Source organism: Paenibacillus sp. FSL R10-2788, assembly GCF_038003885.1.
GTDB lineage: Bacteria > Bacillota > Bacilli > Paenibacillales > Paenibacillaceae > Paenibacillus_AQ > Paenibacillus_AQ odorifer.
Map to the genome: position 1 here is coordinate 2,452,616 of NZ_JBBOQA010000001.1, position 19,952 is coordinate 2,472,567.

Genomic DNA, 19,952 nt, shown 5'->3' on the forward strand with positions numbered 1-19,952 from the left:
AGGATTAGTGGAGACGGGCAGCTATGCTGCCCGTCTCTCTATCTATCCCCATTTATTATGAAGGAGTGAGAATATGGAAAAATTCCGACTTCCCACCATCTCTATGCCGAAGCTGCCGCTTCCTCAAGCGGTTCAAGAGGTATTGAACGAAGCAGAGGAGAAGTTAGCTCATCGGCCGAAGCTGTTGCAGCTCTTTAAGAACTGTTTCCCTAATACGCTTGAGACAACGACTAAGCTTATGGATGATGGAACAACGTTTGTGATTACAGGAGATATCCCGGCTTCTTGGTTGCGAGACTCTGTAGAGCAGGTTATGCACTACGTGCCCTTTGCTAAAAACGATCCCGATCTTCAGCGGATTATCAGCGGGTTAATTAAACGTCATATCGAGTATATTCATATCGATCCGTACGCCAATGCGTTTAATGAGACGGCGAATGATTGGCATTGGAGTACTAGCGATATTACAGAAATGTCCCCCTGGGTGTGGGAGCGTAAATTCGAGATCGATTCTCTTTGTTTTTCCATGCGTCTGGCTTATGCCTATTGGAAAGAAACCGGAAAGACTGATATATTCGACGCCGGATTTAAGGCAGCCATGGTCAAAATATACAACCTGTTCAAAACTGAACAGCGCCATAGTGAATTATCTCCATACCGCTTTACGCGTAACAATGGGATTCCTGAAGATACACTGCGTAATAACGGCCTGGGTATGCCTGTTAATTACTCGGGCATGGTTTGGTCCGGGTTCCGCTCGAGCGATGATGCTTGCGACTTCCATTACAACATTCCGGGGAATATGTTCGCTGTTGTTGCATTACGTCATATGCAGGAATTCGCTGAATGGGTATTCCGTGATCTTGAATTTCTGGAACAGCTTAAAGCATTAGAAGCTGAGATTGATCACGGAATTCAATTGTACGGTATTTATCGTCATCCGAAATTCGGTCCAATCTACGCCTACGAGACCGATGGTTATGGCAACTACTGCTTGATGGATGATGCGGGAACACCAGGACTCCTGTCGATTCCTTATCTCGGCTATGTTACCGCAGAGGATGGAATTTATCAGAATACGAGACGATTTGCTCTGAGCAAGGAGAATCCTTTTTATTTTGAAGGAACCGCAGCGAAGGGAATCGGCAGTCCGCATACTCCCAAAGACTACATCTGGCATATGGCATTATCCATGCAAGGTTTGACGGCTTCCACTAAGGAAGAAAAGCTGGAGATGCTTGCGATGTTAGAAGCTACAGATGCGGATACTGGCTTTATGCATGAGGGATTCCATGTTGATGATCCGAATACGTTCACTAGAAAATGGTTCGCCTGGTCCAATAGTCTGTTCTCCCAACTTGTCTATAAAACGATGAAGGAAGGACTACTATGAGCAGCCTGAGCAGACCTGTCATCATATTTTATGATTCTGATTTTCCAATTTCCAGTCCCATTCCTAGCGATGCGATTACATCCATGAGTGAGTTCGGATCTATTGTAAGTGAGAATCAGCTTGCACAAACGCTATGCGAAACGGAAGGCGGCTGTTTCATCAATCTGCATGCCCCTTATTTCCCGAAAGCGGCCTGGATGGCCATTCTTGAATACCTGCAAAGAGGTGGCGGGCTGATTAGCATTGGAGGCGCACCCTTCAAACAACCTGTTCGTTGGGAAAATGGCCGATGGCATGTGGAAGCGGAGCAGACTTCCTATCATCAGGAGCTGTATATTCATGAGGCACTTCGTGTTGAATGCTCACGCAACCATTCATTGCTTGCCTCGGATGTCATTCCTCTGCTTAAGGGTCAAGAAACTCTTTTTCTAACGAGTGCAGACACATGGAACCTCGTGCCACATACGACAAAGACGAGTGATTTACCACATCAAATGGGCTCGGCAGGTCCGATGAGCACACGGATTTACCCGCTATTAAAAGGAATTACACTCGAGGGTCGGGAAATTTCTGCCCCAGTGGTTCTTTGGGAGAATACGATTGGTTTATATGCAGGTTCACGCTGGCTGTTCGTAAATACACCTGCAGCAGCTTCTTTTTGGGAGCAAAAAGGTCCTTCCGCGATATCCAATTGGTCTCGTTTCTGCAGCAAGGGTGTTACGGAAATGTGGGTTAAGCCCAATTACGCGTCTTATGAATCAGGAGAACGAGCTTCCCTAACCCTTCAGATTCAGCAGCTTGAACGAGTGAGACCTTCTATGCGAAATGAAGATACATGGAATTTCACAATTCATGTAGAGCATGAATCAGATACCTCTTTGAAGTGGTCTCAGAGTTTGGAAATGAAGGCGAATGCTGAACTAAACATGGTGCGTCTGCCTATTCCTTTGGAGATAAGTAGGGGCCTCTACCAGATTCTCTGTGAAGCAGAAGCCAGTGATGGTGAGGTTCGCATTCTGCGCCAAGGGTTCTGGGGTCATGCTCCTGAGCTGCTGGCAGCAGGCCATCCGGTAACGAGCGGCAGAGATTATTTTATAAAAGATGGGCGTCCGCTACCAGTGGTCGGCATGACTTATATGGCGAGTGATGTGGCGCGTAAATTTCTATTTCTACCGAACGTGGGAGTTTGGGATCGTGATATGGGCCAGATGCGGAAGGCCGGGATTAACTGGATCCGTACAGGGATCTGGACAGCTTATCGCAATGTGATGCAAGACGATGGACATGTCTCGGAAGAAGTATTGCGGGCGATCGACGCCTTCATCATGACGGCGAAGAAGCATGATCTTCAAGTGACTTTCACGTTCTTCTCCTTCACACCGGAAACGTGGGGAGGGGTAAATCCTTATCTGGACCCACAAAGTGTGGAAGCTCAGAAGCGGTTCATTCGGTCTATTGTATCTCGTCATAAAGATTCTTCGAATGTAGATTGGGATCTTATTAATGAACCGTCGATGTTTGATCCGGCACGTATTTTTTCGGACGGCCCGAGTTCATGCCATGATCGTTTTGAGCGACAAGCCTTTATGGAATGGCTACAAGAAAGACATGGTGTAATCGACGTGCTGCAGGAACGCTGGAATATGACACCTGCACAGCTTCCGAACTTTGCATCTGCAGGGCTGCCAGAAGCAAAAGAGATTAACTTCGACGTACAAGACATGCACAGTGCTAAGAGGGGAACACGCTGGTTGGATTATTGTTTGTTCTCTATGGAGATGCATAACCGTTGGGTGAAACAATTATACGACGCCATTAAGGAGCAATGTCCAGCTCAGATGGTTACGGTTGGTCAGGATGAGGGACTAGGAGCGCAGCGACCTTCGCCGTTCTTCTACGAGGAGGCGGTGGATTACACCACTGTTCATTCCTGGTGGTTTAATGATTATCTGGTGTGGGATGGCATCTTTGCCAAGACGCCTAATAAGCCAAACCTAATTCAGGAGACTGGCGTCATGTATGTAGAAACTCCAGATGGCCGAGCCAAACGTTCAGAACAAGAGCTGCAGAATTTGCTGGAACGCAAGTATGCTTACGCTTTTGGAACGGCAGGTGCGGGGGCTATTCACTGGATCTGGAATACGAATTTCTATATGGATAATGCGAATGAGTCCCATATCGGAGCACTGAGAGCAGATGGAACCGAGAAGCCTGAGGCAGGCGTATCTTATGATTTCGGGAAGTTTATAGAAGGTATCCGTGATATATTTGGTGATCGGAAATTGGAAGAGATTGCGGTGGTGTTCCCTTATTCGAATGATTTCTCTAATCGGAAGTTGGCTTTTGCTGCTACAACAGAGCTTACCCGCATTCTGTCTTATGAGCTCAAGATGTCTTTTCGGGGGGCTTCCGAATACCATCTAGATGATTTGGAGAAGAACCCTGCGAAACTGATTATACTGCCAAGCGCGCATAACTTCGCTGATGCAGCAATGGAACGGTTGTTACACATTGTTGAAGAGACAGGAGCGGTATTGCTTGCCACTGGACCGTTAGGCATTGATGCCTATTGGCGTTCTTCGGATCGGTTGAGTGATATCCTTGGCAAACGTGAATTGCGTAATGTGCGCCGCGAAGAAGTGCTTATGCTTCAAGGTCAAGTCCTGCCTGTCTCTTTCGGCCACCGCCGGATAGCTGAGGTGACAAAGGAAACGATCATTCAAGAAACTGGTGGAAGTTCAACTATAGAGACTGTCGTGAACCTTCCGCTTGGCAAGGGTCGACTCCTATGGAGCCCACTGCCAGTTGAATTGAGTGAGCGTAGGGATACTACGGCTGCACTTTACCGCTACGCGGTTAATGCTGCTTTTGTGGAATGTGATTTGGAATGGATTAGTGGTGGGGACTTAGCGGGTATCTACGGACGGAAATTGAGCTTTGCTACGGGTGCGCTTTTTACCTTCGTGTCGGAATATGCCCAAGATGCAAAGATCGAGGTGAAGGATTCAGCCACTGGCCGAACCTATTCGTTCGTGTTAGAACAGGAACGTTCTGTTCTCTTTGCTACGGATAGTAAAGGAGACTTGCTTGGTGTTTATCGCCCGCAGGAAGTCGAGATCCATGTAAATTAACCACATCTTCTACATTAAGCATCTTGGTAGAGAGAACGCATTGCATATAAGGAGGTCTTCACTTTGGAAAGTTCAAATCAATCTATTAAACCTCAGACTGCCCATATCATTTCCCATACACACTGGGATCGGGAATGGTATCTTCCCTATGAGAAACATCATGTACGCTTAGTGAAACTGGTTGATGAATTACTGAACCGGTTGGATGAGGATAACGAATTTAAGAGTTTCTATCTGGATGGACAGACGATTATTCTGGAAGATTATCTTCAGGTACGTCCCGAAAATCAAGAGCGGCTACAGAAATATATTACGGAAGGTCGCCTTCTAATAGGACCTTGGTATATTTTGCAGGATGCGTTCCTTACTAGTGGGGAGGCCAATGTTCGTAATATGCAGATTGGCCATCAGGATTCGAAGCGTTACGGGGAACCCTCCAAAATCGGTTATTTTCCGGACACCTTTGGTCTAGTCGGCCAGACTCCACAATTAATGCGGCAATCCGGCATCAATAATGCCTTTTTTGGAAGAGGTGTGAAGCCCACTGGATTCAATAATACGGTGTCAGATGGAGGTTACGAATCCTCATTCTCGGAGCTGATTTGGGAAGGTCCTGATGGATCAAAAGTGCTCGGCATCTTATTTGCTAATTGGTATTCTAACGGAAACGAAGTGCCTGTAAATGAAGCAGAAGCCAAAGTGTTCTGGGAGAAAAAGCTGGCAGATGCGCGGAAGTTTGCCTCTACAGGTGAGCTGCTGTTCATGAATGGTTGCGATCATCAGCCGGCTCAACTGGATTTGCCAGAGGCTATCGAAACTGCGAAGCGGTTGTATCCAGATATGGAGTTCATTCATTCGAACTTTCCTGATTACCTTAAGGCCGTAGAGGGTGTAATGGATCGCAGCAGCTTGTCGACTGTAAAGGGAGAACTGCGGAGCCAGCATACCGATGGATGGGGTACGTTAGTGAATACCGCGTCTGCGCGTGTCTATTTGAAACAGATGAATCAGGAAGGGCAAATCTTGCTTGAAAAGTTGGCCGAGCCACTTGCTTCGTTCGCACATTTACTGGGCAAAGAGTACCCCCATCATCTGTTCAACTATGCATGGAAGACATTAATGCAGAATCATCCGCATGATAGTATTTGTGGATGCAGCGTGGATGAGGTACACCGTGAGATGGTCACCCGTTTTGACAAAAGCCGTCATGTGGCAGAGACCATTGTTGAGGGTAGTAAACGAGTGATTGCAGAAGCTGTGGATACGACCGGGTTTACAGCATATGGTGAAGACGTGCTTCCACTAGTTGCGATGAATATGACGGGTTGGAGTCGCACGGGTACTGTGAGCGTAGAACTTGATGTGGCGCGTCTATATTTGCGAGAAGGGTTCTCTCTGGAAGAAACGGCTAGCCGTATGACCGGAATTGACTTGCACGATCGTGTGTTAGTAGACGATCAAGGGAATGATATTGCCTGCCAGATGGAGGACTTAGGTCTTCAGTTTGGTTATGATTTGCCAGATGACAAGTTCCGTCAGCCGTATATGTGCCGCCGGGTAAGACTTACCTTTGAAGCCGTAGAAGTTCCTGCGCTGGGTCTTCGTTCATATGCTTGGGTTCGCCGGGCAGATGCAGAACTGCCAATAGCCGCTGAATCTTTGCTACAAGGAGATCGGGTGCTGGAAAATGACGTTATCAAGGTAGTTATTAATGATGATGGTTCGTTTATGCTAAGTGACAAAACTAGTGGAGTGACCTATCAAGATCTTGGCGTATATGAAAACACCGGGGATATCGGCAATGAATATATGTACAAACAGCCAGAGGCCGAACAAGCTCTGACGACTAAAGGACTAAAGGCTAATATTTGTGTGCTGGAAAATACATCGTTTCGCGCCGCTATAGAAATTAAGCATGACTGGGAGATTCCAGCTTCGGCAGATGATAAGCTGGATGAGGAGCAGCGTGCACTGGTTTACTATCCGGAGCGCAAAGCTCAGCGCAGTAGTGACACAGTCATTCTAAAACTTCGTACTGTAATCACCTTGGAGCGGGGCGGAAAGGGATTGCATATCGAAACGACAATAGAAAACCAGGCCAAAGATCACCGGATTCGTATACTGTTTCCGACAGATTTGAACGCTGCTACGCATCGTGTAGATTCGATGTTCGAGGTTGCTGAGCGGAATATTGAACCCGCCACAGAATGGAAGAATCCGAGTAACACGCAACATCAGCAAGCCTTTGTTGATATTAGTGATGGGAAAGCGGGTCTAACCGTCGCTAATTTTGGATTAAATGAATATGAAGTGCTGCGAGATGGGCGTAACACTATTGCGATTACACTGCTACGTTCTGTTGGCGAACTTGGTGACTGGGGGCTATTCCCTACTCCAGAAGCGCAGTGTCTTGGAGAGCACGTTGTTCGTATGGAGCTAATCCCGCACACAGGCGAGGGTATAACTTCTGGTGCTTATGCTGAAGCTTACCAATTCCAGGTTCCGTGGATTGTATGTCAGACAGATGTACATGCAGGCGTGGTTGCGCCGGTGTATACTCCATTCGATTGGGAGAGTAAGGAACTTGCATTTTCTTCACTAAAAATGAACAAGCAGACTGGAGACTTGCTGCTGCGTTGGTATAACATGAGTCAGCAGAACACCAACCTGTCCTTCCGTTCAAGTATTCCACAGCAGTATTTCTATAAAACGACGATCCTAGAAGAGGAGAGCCACCCAGTCTCTAGTGATGAGAAAGAGAAAGGAAGCTTTGACTTACAGATCGGTCCATGCGAAATTGTAACGATTGGTATTAGAAAATAAATGAAAAAGGACGGTATCCAGAGAGTCGTATGACTTTTGGATATCGTCCTTTTTTGTATAAATACGTATCTTAGGAAGAAGATTTGCCGCGCGCAGTGGATCCAAGATGATCAATCTGCTCTTCTAGAACCGCACTTGCTTTGCCTAAAAACTGCGAAACAAGGGCGAGCTCTTCATCCGTATAAGAAGCTGCGAGCTTAACCATGGCGGTATGGAGCGGTTGGTACGTATTAATGACATCATCTTTATTCTCATATAATGGCACAATAATCACTTTACGGCGGTCATTCGGGTCATTTTGTCTGCGGACATAGCCATTTTTTTCGAGCCGGTCTATTAATGCTGTAACACTTCCGGTGGTCAGACCGGTTAATTTAGACAGTTCTCCGGCAGTGATCGGACCTTTCTCCCGTAGAATATCTATAGATAAGAAATCATTATTGTATAACCCAAGTGAGGCGGCTACATTTTGTTGGTACAATACCGTTCGGTTTCCCAAACTGCGCATAAGCAAGGTGAATTGTTCCTGCTCTGGTGTAGGTTGTTCGTGGCTTGACAAAAGATAACGCTCCTTTTAAAATAATTATATCTTGATAGTCAAGATATTAGATTATAAAGTTATTTGAAAATTTTGTGATTTATCAAATACATTCTATCGAAATTAGAAATGTTTTGCAAAATAATTGCAATACAACAACTTTGGGCAACCATATGGATAGAAGATATAACTACAAACCAGTGGGTTGAAATGAGAGGGGAATAGATGTGAAAGAGACTATTGTTATTAAAGGTGCAAGAGAGAATAATCTGAAAAATGTCTCGCTCACGATTCCTAAGTATAAGCTAGTTGTCCTGACAGGACCTTCGGGATCAGGCAAATCGACGCTAGCTATGGATACACTACAGCGGGAATGCCAAAGACAGTATTTGGATTCCATGGGCATGACGTCAGATACGATCAGTAAACCAAAGGTGGAGTCTATTATTGGACTATCTCCGTCCATTAGTGTTGGACAACATGTCACCAATCGTAATCCCCGTTCGACAGTCGGGACTGTCACTGACATCTATACGTTTGTCCGTTTTATCTTTTCCAGATTAGGCGAGCGGGTTTGCCCTTCCTGTAGTGGCAGCATCCCACCTTCTTTTGAAGCGAGGGGATTGCTGATCGAGGAAGACGAGGAAATGGATGGTCAGACGATGGGTTGTCCACATTGCGGAGCAGAGCTTGAGAAGCTGGGCATGTCCCACTTCTCTTTTAATAAACCGGAGGGAGCTTGTGAAGCCTGCGGTGGTGTTGGATCTGTGGCAACTATAAATGAAGCGGCGGTGTTTAATCCAGAGCTTAGTATGCGTGAGGGTGGGGTTGCCTCGCTGAATGGTGTTCATCGTGATATACAGATGCGTATATTATTGGCCGCTGGCAAGCATTTTGGCTTTGAGTTTGACCCGGATCAGCCCTTAAAAGATTACGGTGAAATTCAGCGCGACTTGTTGTATTACGGAGTGGAAAGTGAGGCGTTTAAGCGCCATTTTCCCAATGTTAAGCCGATTCAAGGCACCAAATTTGAAGGCGTCATTCCTGGTTTGTGGCGGCGTTACAAGGAGAAGGAAGGAGAAGCTGGTACACAGGAAAAAGACGGCGGATTTTTTCATGAGCAGCAATGCCCGGAATGTCTTGGCGCTCGTTTAAAAAACGAAGTTCGTCTCGTACGGGTAGCTGGCGTATCGATTACGGAGGTATCGGATTGGTCATTAAGCGATGTTTACGAGTGGACGAAAGGCTTAGAGGCGGCTTTGCCCGCCGAGGGACTTCATCTGCTTGAACCCATCCTTCACGATATGCCTACCCGACTAAAAAGGATTATCGATGTTGGTCTAGGTTATCTTTCTATGAACCGTTAGACGGTCTCCTTATCTGGTGGAGAGGCACAGCGGCTGCGCCTTGCCTCATTGCTGGGGTCAGGTCTGACTGGAGTGTTATACATTCTAGATGAACCGACGACCGGGCTTCATCCGCGGGATACTGTTGGCCTCATTCGTGTGCTTCAGGAGTTACGCGATTTGGGGAATACGGTGCTCGTTATCGAGCATGATATTGAGATGATGCGCGCTGCCGATCATATTATTGATATGGGTCCGGGTGCTGGTCTGGACGGCGGGCAAGTTGTTAGCGAGGGCAGCATTGAGGACTTGATGGCAAGCGAGACTTCCGTTACGGGAGCCTATCTTAGAGAAGAGCGTCATAAGACTGCTGCATATGTTCGCCGGAAAGGTGACGGAAAACAGATCACCATCCGACAGGCTCAATACCGGAATATTGATATCCCGGAGGTTTCATTTCCTCTAGGTTGTCTAGTTTCTGTAACTGGGGTTTCGGGTTCAGGCAAGTCGACGCTAGTCTTTGATATTCTTGCGCAAGATAGTGCGAAAGAACATGAGCAAACAGGTCGTGCGGAGATTGCAGGCTTAGATCAGGTTGGAAATATAGTGATTTTTGACCAATCGCCCATGGGTAGGATGTTACGTTCTAATGTAGCGACATATACAGATGTTTTCACACATCTGCGCCAGCTGTTTGCTGCATTGCCGGAGGCGAAAAAAAGAAAACTGACCTCCAAGCATTTTTCCTTTAACACACCGGGTGGACGCTGCGAAACCTGTCAGGGTCTTGGGGTGCTGACTGTAGACATGAATTTCTTACCCGATTTGGAGGTTAAATGCCACGTTTGCAAGGGGAGAAGATTTACGGATGAGGTTCTCCAGGTGAAATATGATGGATATTCCATCTCGGATCTGCTGGACATGTCCGTGCAGGAAAGCTTGCCAATTCTTAAGTCGGAAGCCAAAATGGCGGGGATAATCGAGACGTTGTGTGAGGTGGGTCTCGGTTACCTTAAATGGGGACAATCTGTCAAAACCTTATCTGGTGGTGAAGGGCAACGGATTAGACTGGCTAAAGAGTTGAGCAAACCTTCCAAAAACCATACCCTCTATCTGCTCGACGAACCAACAACAGGCCTTCATCCGTCAGACATCAGGCAGCTCCATACCTTATTGAGCAAATTGGTTGATACGGGAAATACGGTCGTGGTTGTGGAGCACAGCTTAGAGTTGATTCGGGAGTCCGACTGGGTGATTGACATTGGCCCTGAAGGTGGCGTTGTGGGCGGTAAGCTTGTAGCTGAAGGTACACCGGAGCAGGTTGCTGAAGTGCGGGAATCCTACACAGGGATGTTCCTGAAACGGATTCTGGCTGAGGGGATGTAATCAAAAAAAGGAGGTGTCCAAAAGCCATGAAAATGGCTAGGACACCTCCTTTTTTTGAACTTAAACCAACCACTGCTCTCAACTCTAAACTTCGTCTGAACGTTTGAACCGATCCCATTCACGCGTACTTAACACTTTCGGAATAACAGATGAATTTACACGTACGTAGCACATTAGGATTAACAGATGAATTTACACGTATGTAGCACTATAGGATTAGCAGATGATCATGAGTTGATGGTGTTTGATCCGCAGATGATTAGGATACGGTAGCATCAGACAGCGAAAGACTAAGATACGGTAACATCACACAGTAAAAGAGCAGGATACGGTAGCATCACTCAGCGAATGACCAAGACACGGTAGCATCACACGGCGAATGACCAAGATACGGAAACAACACACAGCGAATGATCCTGCTTCGGCGGTATCGGACTCAGCAGACCTTAAATGCGGGAAAATCCGTCATTTGGAGTATTATCGGACCGCATAGCCCCTATTGGCGAAAAAAACGCCTTATAAGAGCCAGTTTCTAAGGAATAGCTGCGCTGGTGTCCGATGAGTTGCTGAAAAGGCGATAAATTAGTAAATAGCGTCATTGGGGTCCGAAAGCCTCAGCAGGAGATCATGGTGTCAGCAGCAATAGCAATAGCAGTAGACCCAGCGAATGACTATGCTTCGGCGGTATCGGACTCAGTAGACCTTAAATGCAGGAAAATCCGCCATTTGGAGTATTATCGGACCGCATAGCTCCTATTGGCGAAAAAAACGCCTTATAAGAGCCTGTTTCTAAGAAATAGCTGCACTGGAGTCCGATGGATTGCTGAAAAGGCGATAAATTAGTAAATAGCATCATTGGAGTCCGAAAGCCTCAGCAGGAGATCATGGTGTCAGCAGCAGTAGCAGTAGCAGTAGCAATAGCAATAGCAGTTGACCCAGCGAATGACTATGCTTCGGCGGTATCGGACTCAGTAGACCTTAAATGCAGGAAAATCCGCCATTTGGAGTATTATCGGACCGCATAGCCCCTATTGGCGAAAAAAATGCCTTATAAGAGCCAGTTTCTAAGGAATAGCTGCGCTGGAGTCCGATGAGTTGCTGAAAAGGCGATAAATTAGTAAATAGCGTCATTGGGGTCCGAAAGCCTCAGCAGGAGATCATGGTATCAGTAGCAGTAGCAGTAGCGGTAGCAGTAGTGGTAGCAGTAGCAATAGCAATAGCAATAGCAATAGCAATAGCAATAGCAGTTGACCCAGCAAATGATCATACTTCGGCGGTGTCGGACTCAGGAGTCCAGCAAATGATCATTCTTCGGCGTATCGGACTCAGCAGACCTTAAATGCAGGAAAATCCGTCATTTGGAGTATTATCGGACCGCATAGCCCCTATTGGCGAAAAAAACGCCTTATAAGAGCCAGTTTCTAAGGAATAGCTGCGCTGGAGTCCGATGGATTGCTGAAGAGGCGATAAATTAGTAAATAGCGTCATTGGAGTCCGAAAGCCTCAGCAGGAGATCATGCATCTAGCGCAGCTTAATAATCGAGCAGACGTCCATTATCATGCCATTGCCCGTACATTTTATTTTCTTTAGTGTTTGTTATGAATTTGTCTAATTTACTCTTAAATAAATCTGGCTGATGTTTATTGCTTTGGATCGTGTCGATCCGAACTCTTTTATAAAGGGGGGGAAAGGCCCGGAAATTCTCATATACTTGCCTGTCCTCTTTTAGCCTTTGCTCTATAATCTTATCTACTATAAAAGAATCAGGGTTCATATCAGGAAGTATCCGTTTTCCTTCAGCACTCATTAACCCCAGCTTTTCGAGGCGGCGGACCCGTTCTTTGTTCAATTCAGTCCAAGAGCTTTTTTTACTTCGGGGAGAGAGTCTTTGCGCCAGCTCTGTTTCCGAAATTTTCTTTTTCACTCCATCGATCCATCCAAAACACAAACATTCCTCAACTACGTCCAAATATAGCAACGTTTCTGGGTTTGGCGTCATACAAACGAGTACCCAACAAGATTGTTCAGTCTTACAATTCTCCTGCAGCCAAACTCTTAAATCTTCTCTCGTTTTTACTGTAATTAGATTTTCAATCTCCATAATTAAAATACAATTTCCTTTCTAGGTATGGAGTGGGGCAGATTGCCCATTAGTGTTTAAATAGCTTCCGCTGTTACCTGATACCAAAAAAGAGAATAGTCATTCATGGTGGAAGCGTGGCCTAACTGCCGTAACATAGTAGATACATTGCCTCTATGATAAGTCCCGTGATTGGCGACTTGCAACACAATTTCTGATAGGCGTGTTTGGCGGATTCCGGCGAATGGATTGTCAAGCAGAATGGTTTGCTCCAAATCGGATTGGTTGTGTAACCATGCTTTGTATTGTTCTGATAGCTGGGCAAAGATATTTACGTATTCATCCACAGAATCTAGAATGCTCAAATTTAGCGGGATACTTTGTTGAAAAGCCTCTGGCATGGCAGTGCCTGTTAATACAAGATACCACATCGTATCAACCGCATAGATATGGCTAAGGGCATGAGCGATGGTGGGAAATGGGCTGTTCACTTCTTGACTTAGCACAGAAGGCGGGAGTTCCTTGATTCTCCCCAGGATAGTTTGGTTTGCCCATGTGTGGTATTTAAACATTTCTACTGGATAATTTGTCATTCGTACATTCTCCTTTTGAATGGTCATGGATTTGTTTTTTGTTACTGTAGTTAATATAAAAGAAGAAGTATGACATCAGACTGTCATACTTCTTCATAAAGTTTGAGTGTGTTTTGAAGCTGCTCTTTTAAAATACCTCGCAATGCAGGGGGTTCGAGGACTTCGGCGCCGCTGCCAAAACTCAGCAGAATGGACCAAAGCCAACGTGCTTCCAATGGCTTATACACAGGAATTCGCATCGTCATGCTTTTATCGGAATGAAATTCCTTGTCGACTTGATGAAACTGATCCAAAGCTTCTGCCAAAGCCTCAGGGCCTACCCGGATCACTATTTCCTCCACCTGATCTGCCCTGTTTGAACAGCCAGCCTCTTTGGGTACCTCATGTTGCGAATGAAAGGTATCCTGCGTCAGGAACAAATTCAGCATCCGGGAAAGTCGGAACTCTCGATAGTCCTGCCGAGCCCGGCAATAACCATAGATGTACCAGTTGCTATATTTAAAATGAAGCTTTACTGGTTCCATTTCACGGGTTGTACGTTCATTTTTTACACTGATGTAATCAAAACGGACAACATTTCGTTCCGCTATAGCCGCACGTAAAAGAGGAAGTGCGTCAGGATCCGTACGCCGGGTTTCAAGATCCACCGCGAGACTAGAAGTCTGTGGCTCCGTTCCTATCGTTTGCAGCCGTTCAATGGTTCCTTGCGTATGCTCATCTTCAAACACGGAAGAGAGACTGTTAAGTACAGTAATCAGAGAAGTGACATCATACGAACGGAGCAGGCTTTTATCCATTTTATATCCGTCCATAATGCCATATCCACCTTTAGTACCCTGATACGTTACGACCGGGATGCCAGCGGCACAAATCACATCGATATCCCTATAGATTGTTCGCTGGGAAACCTGAAACTCTTCAGCCAGCTTGGAGGCAGATAAAACTTCGTGGTTCAATAGCTTGTAGATCATAGAAATCAATCGTTCCAATTTCATGTGTGCATTCCCACCCATTAGTTCATTTCGTGTTACAGCGTGATTATATCATAGATTTTTTCGGGCTAATTTTGGGAGGGAGGAGTTTTGTTGTTGGTGATGAAGAAATATCCTATGACAGAGTCTGACAGAGCCGATTAATTTATTTACAGATTAAATCCGCAGGCTCTGATAAATGATTAACAGAAATAATAGCATCGTTTTTTTTCACAGGTGGGGTCCAATATTGCTCATTCCCAGGCAGGTCATCGAACCATTCGGCGTCCTTTGGACAATCTAGAATCATGAATTTTCCGTATTCCTGATCTCTGGATTGATGGTATTTGAGATAGGCTTTCCCGTTATCAATGGCGAGAATTTCTATTTTTCCTGAGGTGTGGCTCATGGATAAGCGTACTCTTTTGCCAAGTCCTGAGGTTCTAGCTTTGGCTTCTTCTACAATTTGATAGACTTGCTCGAGCGGTAATACGAAATCCCGGTTTCCGGCAACGGGCCGGTTCACAAAGAAGTAGTAGGGTGTAACGCCAGCCCATGAAAGTCGGTCCAGTAGTTCCCCTAAAATAATGGGATCATCGTTGATGCCTTTGAGGATGGGAGTCTGATTTACGACAATTGCCCCTGCGTTGTGGAGAGCTTTAAATGCTTTTTTGGCTTCAGGTGTGATTTCACGAGGATGATTGATGTGCGCCATAACATAGATTCGTTTGTCTTCGGTAGAGTAAGTACGAATCAGCTCCAGCAGCTCTTCGTCTTCAGAGATCCGCATCGGATTAAATACGGGAATTTTGGAACCTAGTCTAATGATCTTAACATGCTCAATGCTTCTTAGATTTTCAATAATGGATCTTAGCTTCGGTGTGGAGAGAATTAAACTGTCCCCGCCCGTAAGAAGTACGTTGTTAATCTCCGGATTCTTTGCGATATACTCCAAGCCCGGAGAGACATCAGCCATCGCCTCTTTCACGTCATTTCGGAACAGACGCTTACGGAAACAGTAGCGGCAATAAGCCCCGCAGACCTCGGATACAATCAGTAGTGCAGTGGTTCTATACTTGTGCTGACAACCAGGTACCACATAATTCGTGTCCTCATCGGAGGCGTCCCAGCGCCCATACTCCAGCAGTTCACCTTCGTTAGGAATAACCAGCTTACGGATGGGATCATCTGGATCATCCCAGTTAATCAAAGACAGATAGTAGTCATTTACACGAAAAACAAATTTGTCTGTAATTTCTTTCAGATTCTCTTTTTCCAGCTCAGACAACATAGCTATTTTGTTAATATCCGTGAAGTACTTTACCTTTTGCACGTACATCTCTCCTTTGTCTCGTAGTGTGAGAAATGAGGGAGCCTTAGTGTCAAAGGCCAATCTACTGCCAGCAGGGTCAAAAAAAGCACAAAAAGAGACCCTTAGCAAGGGTCTCTGGTTATGTAAATAACATGAAAAGCAGACCCATCCACTGCTGACGAGGTTAGCTGACGGACTCGGGTAAGATGGTACCCTACATTCTAATGCTCAATGATTCGCCCCAATTAACTGGTTCCCCCGCTTTTCAACTGTAAAAGTTGGAAATTAAGCGTAGATAAAGTATACCCTATCAAGTTTTGAAAAGTCAAAAGAGAATCCTAGATTCACCTTCAATTGCTAGCGCTACTTCCGCCGAGTAGTTTAGGCAACAGCGTTAGCAGCTTCTCCCGGGTTAACGCATCACTAGAGTTCCATTTGCTTCCGTCGAGCAGATAAACATGTCCCTGACGTACTGCCGGGAGAGTGTTCCAAAGTGAACTGTCTAGTAATCGTTCCATCGCAGCTCGCGAGTCTTTGCGTTCCGGAATGAACATGAAGATATGATCTCCGGCGTAGGCAGGCAGTCGTGTTGGATCAACTTCGGCGAACCCTAACTCTTCGTCCAATATGGCTTGGATCTCTTCGGTCGGTTGTAAACCACATGGGGCATAAAGCGCAGTGGAGAATCCGGACATCCCCATAGCATATAGATGCTCTCCATGATCATAGACCAAAGCAGAGGCGGTTTCTCCAACTTGGAGAGTTGTCGAGTAAAGCTGCTGCCACATGGCAGCGTTTTTGATTGTGAATGACTCCAGCCATGCTTCGGCTTCGCGCTGTTTACCTAGCCAACTGCCTAATGTCCGCATTCGGTTGTCGAGAGGCGCAAATGAATCAAAGGTGAGTGTCGGAGCGATACCAGAAACTGCTCTGTAGGCTCTTTCATCACTATTTGCCAAAATGATCAAATCTGGGTTTAGGGAAGCGGTCAACTGCGGGTCCAGTGGAAACCCGACGTTGGCGAGCTTCTTAAGTCGATGTTTATAGACGCTGTTCCGGGCGAATGCTTCATCTCCACCGATAGGCTTTACACCTAACGCGAGAAGGTCGCCAAGTGTCTCGCCATGATAGACAATACGTTTCGCTCGTTCAGGAATTTCCACCTCATGACCCGTCCAATCCTTGACGGTAAGCTTACGACCTTGCTGATGTGCATATTGTCCGGGTGTAACTCCTGTTTTTTGCCGAAAGCGGCGGCTGAAATAGTATTCATCCGAGAAGCCGACCAGTCTGGCGATTTCCCGCAGTGGTTCAGTCGATTCCTGCAGGAATCGTTTGGAATGATTAATACGCAGATCCGTCAGGTATTCAAGCGGCTTTTTACCCGTAAGCTGTTGAAAGATCGGTGTATACTGCCAGATGGATATCCCCGCCCGTTCAGCCAACTGCTTCACGGTGATACTCTCTGTATAATGCTCCTGAATGAATGTTATGGTCTTTTCTACGGATTCCGTAGGACTTGGCAGGTGTTTGGAAGGGTAATTATGCTCAAAAAGTAGCAGCAGCAATTCTTGAAATCTTAATTGTCGCTTGAATTGTTGTACATCATCGGTATTATTCCTGTTCATGAGCAGCTCTTCGACTAGTCGGATTACCTTGGTGAACGGGTGCACAATTAACTCCCGTCTGCCGGAAAGCAGTTCTCCAGAATATCGTTTAGGATGCTTGGTTGTATAAATTGCTGTAAAGGTGATGAGGTAATAATACAACGTCAGCTCCTGGTTGTTCGTACTATAGGAGATTCCAGGAGATAGTAGATAACATTTATCCGTACTTAGTATCACGCTTTGATCATCGAGGTTCAATTGTCCGTTCCCTCCAGTAAATATGAGAAGGGTATAGTCCTGGGTTGTACGCGTTATAGAGCTTGAATCGGCAGCTTGAATCATCAGTTCGGCCTCGTTTAGCTGAAATAACAGAGAGTGGAGTGGGGGGCAGGACGATGATGTATGCAGCATGGGTTCAGCCTCCGTTCATTTGGTGAGAATGATTATCAATGAATTCATTGTATATAAAAAAAAGAAGCATATCAACAGCTGTTGACATGCTTCTTGCAGTTTTTTATCAGCCTTGTGTTAAACACTTCATCTCGGAAGGTTATTTCATATTCAATAGCTGTGGAATTTCGCCAAGCAGCCATTCTCTTGTTGTCGCATCACTTGAAGTCTTCATGATGTCTTGTGTATAGACATATCCGTTCTTGACGGCAGGAAGGCTCTTCCAGATAGGGCTCTTTAATAGATTCTCTGTGGATTGTTTTGCTTCTTCTGCCACTGGAGTCAAGATGAATATCCGGTCTCCGGCATATTCTTTCAGGACTTCCATGGATACTTCCTGGAACCCTTTACCTTCATCAAGGATCTTCTGAATAGCTGGAGTTGCCTTGAAGCCATTCTCCCCATAGAGTACCTGTGAAAGTCCGGTTGCTGCCATTATAAATAGTCTGTCTCCTGGATAATAAGTGAAGACCGCAGCCGTTTCGCCCTCTTTCATGCCTGCGGATTTCAATTGCTTCCACATGTTCTCTTCAGCGGTTTTATACTGGGCAAGCCATGCTTCTGCTTCAGTCGTTTTACCAACAATTCCACCAATGTCCAGCATACGTTCCTGGAGTGGGGCAAAGGTATTAAATATTATCGTTGGTGCAATTTTGGAGAGCTGCTCGAAATCAGCTTCATCTGTGCCCGCATAGATGATCAAGTCAGGCTGAAGCTCCAATGTTTTTTCCAGATTGATAGGGAAGCCTACATCCTCCACACCTTGCAATTGATCTTCAAAAACCTGGCCTTCCCCCATAGAAAGAGGATAACCTACCGCCTGCACACCAAGTGCAAGCAAATCGCCATAAGTTTCTCCAGAATAGATAATTCGCTGCGGATTCACTGGAATCTCTACAGTATGTCCTATGTAATCTGTATAGGAGCGGGTAGTCGCTGCAGCTTCATCTGTACTGCTATCTGAGGGTTCTGCTGAAGGTGCCGCGGTTGCAGCGGAAGAGTTCCCGGTTGCGTTCGCCGTACTATTGGCAGAGGATTGTTCCTTTGAGTTTCCGCACGCCAGTAGCAATGTACTCAGCAAAAATAGTACACATACCACAGCGAAGGACTGTCTTACCTTGTTCATATCTTATTGCCTCCCTATTATATGTAACGACCACCAATAATGATAATCATTCTCGATTAAAAACTATCATAAATTAAAGCCTCTTTTTACTCAATGGACAAAAAATAACCCCGTAATTTGATTTGTACAATCAAGTAAAAAGGATGTGGTTGAAATTATTTTAAATTATTTTTAGCTGCTTGGAAAAATACTCTAAATAACAGCAATGGAAAGAAAGAGAGGGAGCTTGCCTTCATAACAAACTTGGCAGAAGGAATCCCTTGAAGCACATAGGATTGTGGTGTTTTTTTGAATCTGATTATTGTTATGTATTAAGATGTTCAGGTGATGCAAAAATTCAGGGTTGTCCGCATTGATTGTAATCGTTATCATTACGTGGCATGTTATCTACCGTGCTTGACGTCAGTAGAAGGGCTTTGTTATGGTTTTTATAGTCAAACGCAAGCCGAAATAGCTTTTTGTAGAATATGCAGAAGGTTTTGCGTAAGATATTCTAACCAAACATAATACGAGGGAGATGGTTGATTGTGATCAAAGGAATTATTTTTGATTTTGACGGAACGATTATCGACACGGAGACTGCTTGGTACACCGCATTTAACGAGGCTTATGCAGAATATGGAGTGGACCTGACGCTTGAACAATATTCCACCTGCATCGGCACGAGCTTGAACAGTTTTAATCCTTATGAATATTTGATGACTGATCTTAAGCTCGCGATTGACAAAGAAGAGTTCAGTAAGGCTGTTAAACAGAGACACAGCAAACTGATGGAGCTTGAAACAATACGACCAGGTATTCAGCATTATCTTGATTCCGCCAAAGTAGCTGGACTACGCATAGGGCTGGCCTCAAGTTCTTCCCTGGAATGGGTGGAAAAATATCTGAATCAATTGGGTATTCGCGAGTATTTCGAATGCGTTCGGACTGCCGACCATGTGGCAAAAGTGAAACCAGATCCGGAGCTATATAACCAAACGTTAGCTTGTCTTGGAATCACAGCTGATGAGGCGGTTGCTATCGAGGATTCACCGAATGGATCTAAGGCAGCGGCAGCAGCTGGCATCCGTTGCATTGTGACGCCTAACGAAATTACTAATTTTCTTGAATTCGATAAGCAGCACCATAAAATTGATAATCTAAGTCTTCTTGAATTTGATCATGTAGTTACTCAACGTTGCTTCGTATAGAGAAA

General features: G+C 45.5%; 11 protein-coding genes, 1 pseudogene and 1 riboswitch. Of the genes and pseudogenes, 5 read left to right on the plus strand and 7 right to left on the minus strand.

Translation table 11 applies throughout. From position 1 onward, the window contains the following. Window positions 1–73 precede the first annotated feature (73 nt). From NSQ50_RS10640 to NSQ50_RS10650, 3 genes are all read left to right on the plus strand, one after another. Window positions 74–1,393 (plus strand): glycoside hydrolase family 125 protein, encoded by a 1,320-nt coding sequence (locus tag NSQ50_RS10640; protein ID WP_036689626.1) that lies wholly within the window; start codon window positions 74–76, stop codon window positions 1,391–1,393. Further along, a complete protein-coding gene (locus tag NSQ50_RS10645) occupies window positions 1,390–4,524 on the plus strand; it encodes a beta-galactosidase (RefSeq protein WP_076225128.1) in 3,135 nt (1,044 codons plus the stop codon). The genes NSQ50_RS10640 and NSQ50_RS10645 overlap by 4 nt, the downstream gene beginning before the upstream one ends. A gap of 63 nt (window positions 4,525–4,587) precedes the next feature. Then, on the plus strand, window positions 4,588–7,347 hold the full coding sequence (locus tag NSQ50_RS10650; RefSeq protein WP_036689629.1) for an alpha-mannosidase: 2,760 nt from the start codon (window positions 4,588–4,590) through the stop codon (window positions 7,345–7,347). A gap of 70 nt (window positions 7,348–7,417) precedes the next feature. Here the strand turns inward: NSQ50_RS10650 and NSQ50_RS10655 are convergent, their stop codons facing one another. Further along, on the minus strand, window positions 7,418–7,855 hold the full coding sequence (locus tag NSQ50_RS10655; RefSeq protein WP_051491639.1) for a MarR family transcriptional regulator: 438 nt from the start codon (window positions 7,853–7,855) through the stop codon (window positions 7,418–7,420). Between the two features lie 257 nt (window positions 7,856–8,112). Here NSQ50_RS10655 and uvrA point away from each other — a divergent pair. Further along, window positions 8,113–10,617: pseudogene (gene uvrA / locus NSQ50_RS10660) on the plus strand (excinuclease ABC subunit UvrA). A gap of 1,532 nt (window positions 10,618–12,149) precedes the next feature. Here the strand turns inward: uvrA and NSQ50_RS10665 are convergent. From NSQ50_RS10665 to NSQ50_RS10690, 6 genes are all read right to left on the minus strand, one after another. Continuing rightward, window positions 12,150–12,719, minus strand: a complete 570-nt coding sequence (locus NSQ50_RS10665; protein ID WP_076225156.1) for a YdeI/OmpD-associated family protein — start codon at window positions 12,717–12,719, stop codon at window positions 12,150–12,152. 56 nt (window positions 12,720–12,775) lie between these two features. Further along, complete coding sequence (locus NSQ50_RS10670) at window positions 12,776–13,291, minus strand: DinB family protein (RefSeq protein ID WP_076225157.1); 516 nt, start codon at window positions 13,289–13,291, stop codon at window positions 12,776–12,778. Window positions 13,292–13,374: 83 nt separating this feature from the next. Further along, window positions 13,375–14,286, minus strand: a complete 912-nt coding sequence (locus tag NSQ50_RS10675; RefSeq protein ID WP_076225158.1) for a helix-turn-helix transcriptional regulator — start codon at window positions 14,284–14,286, stop codon at window positions 13,375–13,377. A 142-nt stretch (window positions 14,287–14,428) separates the two neighbouring features. Beyond that, complete coding sequence (locus NSQ50_RS10680; RefSeq protein ID WP_370511399.1) at window positions 14,429–15,601, minus strand: KamA family radical SAM protein; 1,173 nt, start codon at window positions 15,599–15,601, stop codon at window positions 14,429–14,431. A 131-nt stretch (window positions 15,602–15,732) separates the two neighbouring features. Continuing rightward, window positions 15,733–15,876: riboswitch (cyclic di-AMP (ydaO/yuaA leader) on the minus strand. A gap of 48 nt (window positions 15,877–15,924) precedes the next feature. Further along, entirely contained in the window at window positions 15,925–17,592 is a 1,668-nt protein-coding gene (locus NSQ50_RS10685; RefSeq protein WP_076225160.1) for a helix-turn-helix domain-containing protein, read from the minus strand. 139 nt (window positions 17,593–17,731) lie between these two features. After that, the gene (locus tag NSQ50_RS10690; RefSeq protein ID WP_036689718.1) at window positions 17,732–18,757 is read right to left on the minus strand and encodes an ABC transporter substrate-binding protein; all 1,026 of its coding nucleotides are present in this window, start codon (window positions 18,755–18,757) and stop codon (window positions 17,732–17,734) included. 527 nt (window positions 18,758–19,284) lie between these two features. Between NSQ50_RS10690 and NSQ50_RS10695 the strand changes: the two genes are divergently transcribed. Next, on the plus strand, window positions 19,285–19,947 hold the full coding sequence (locus NSQ50_RS10695) for an HAD family hydrolase (RefSeq protein ID WP_076225161.1): 663 nt from the start codon (window positions 19,285–19,287) through the stop codon (window positions 19,945–19,947). The last annotated feature ends 5 nt before the right edge of the window (window positions 19,948–19,952 follow it).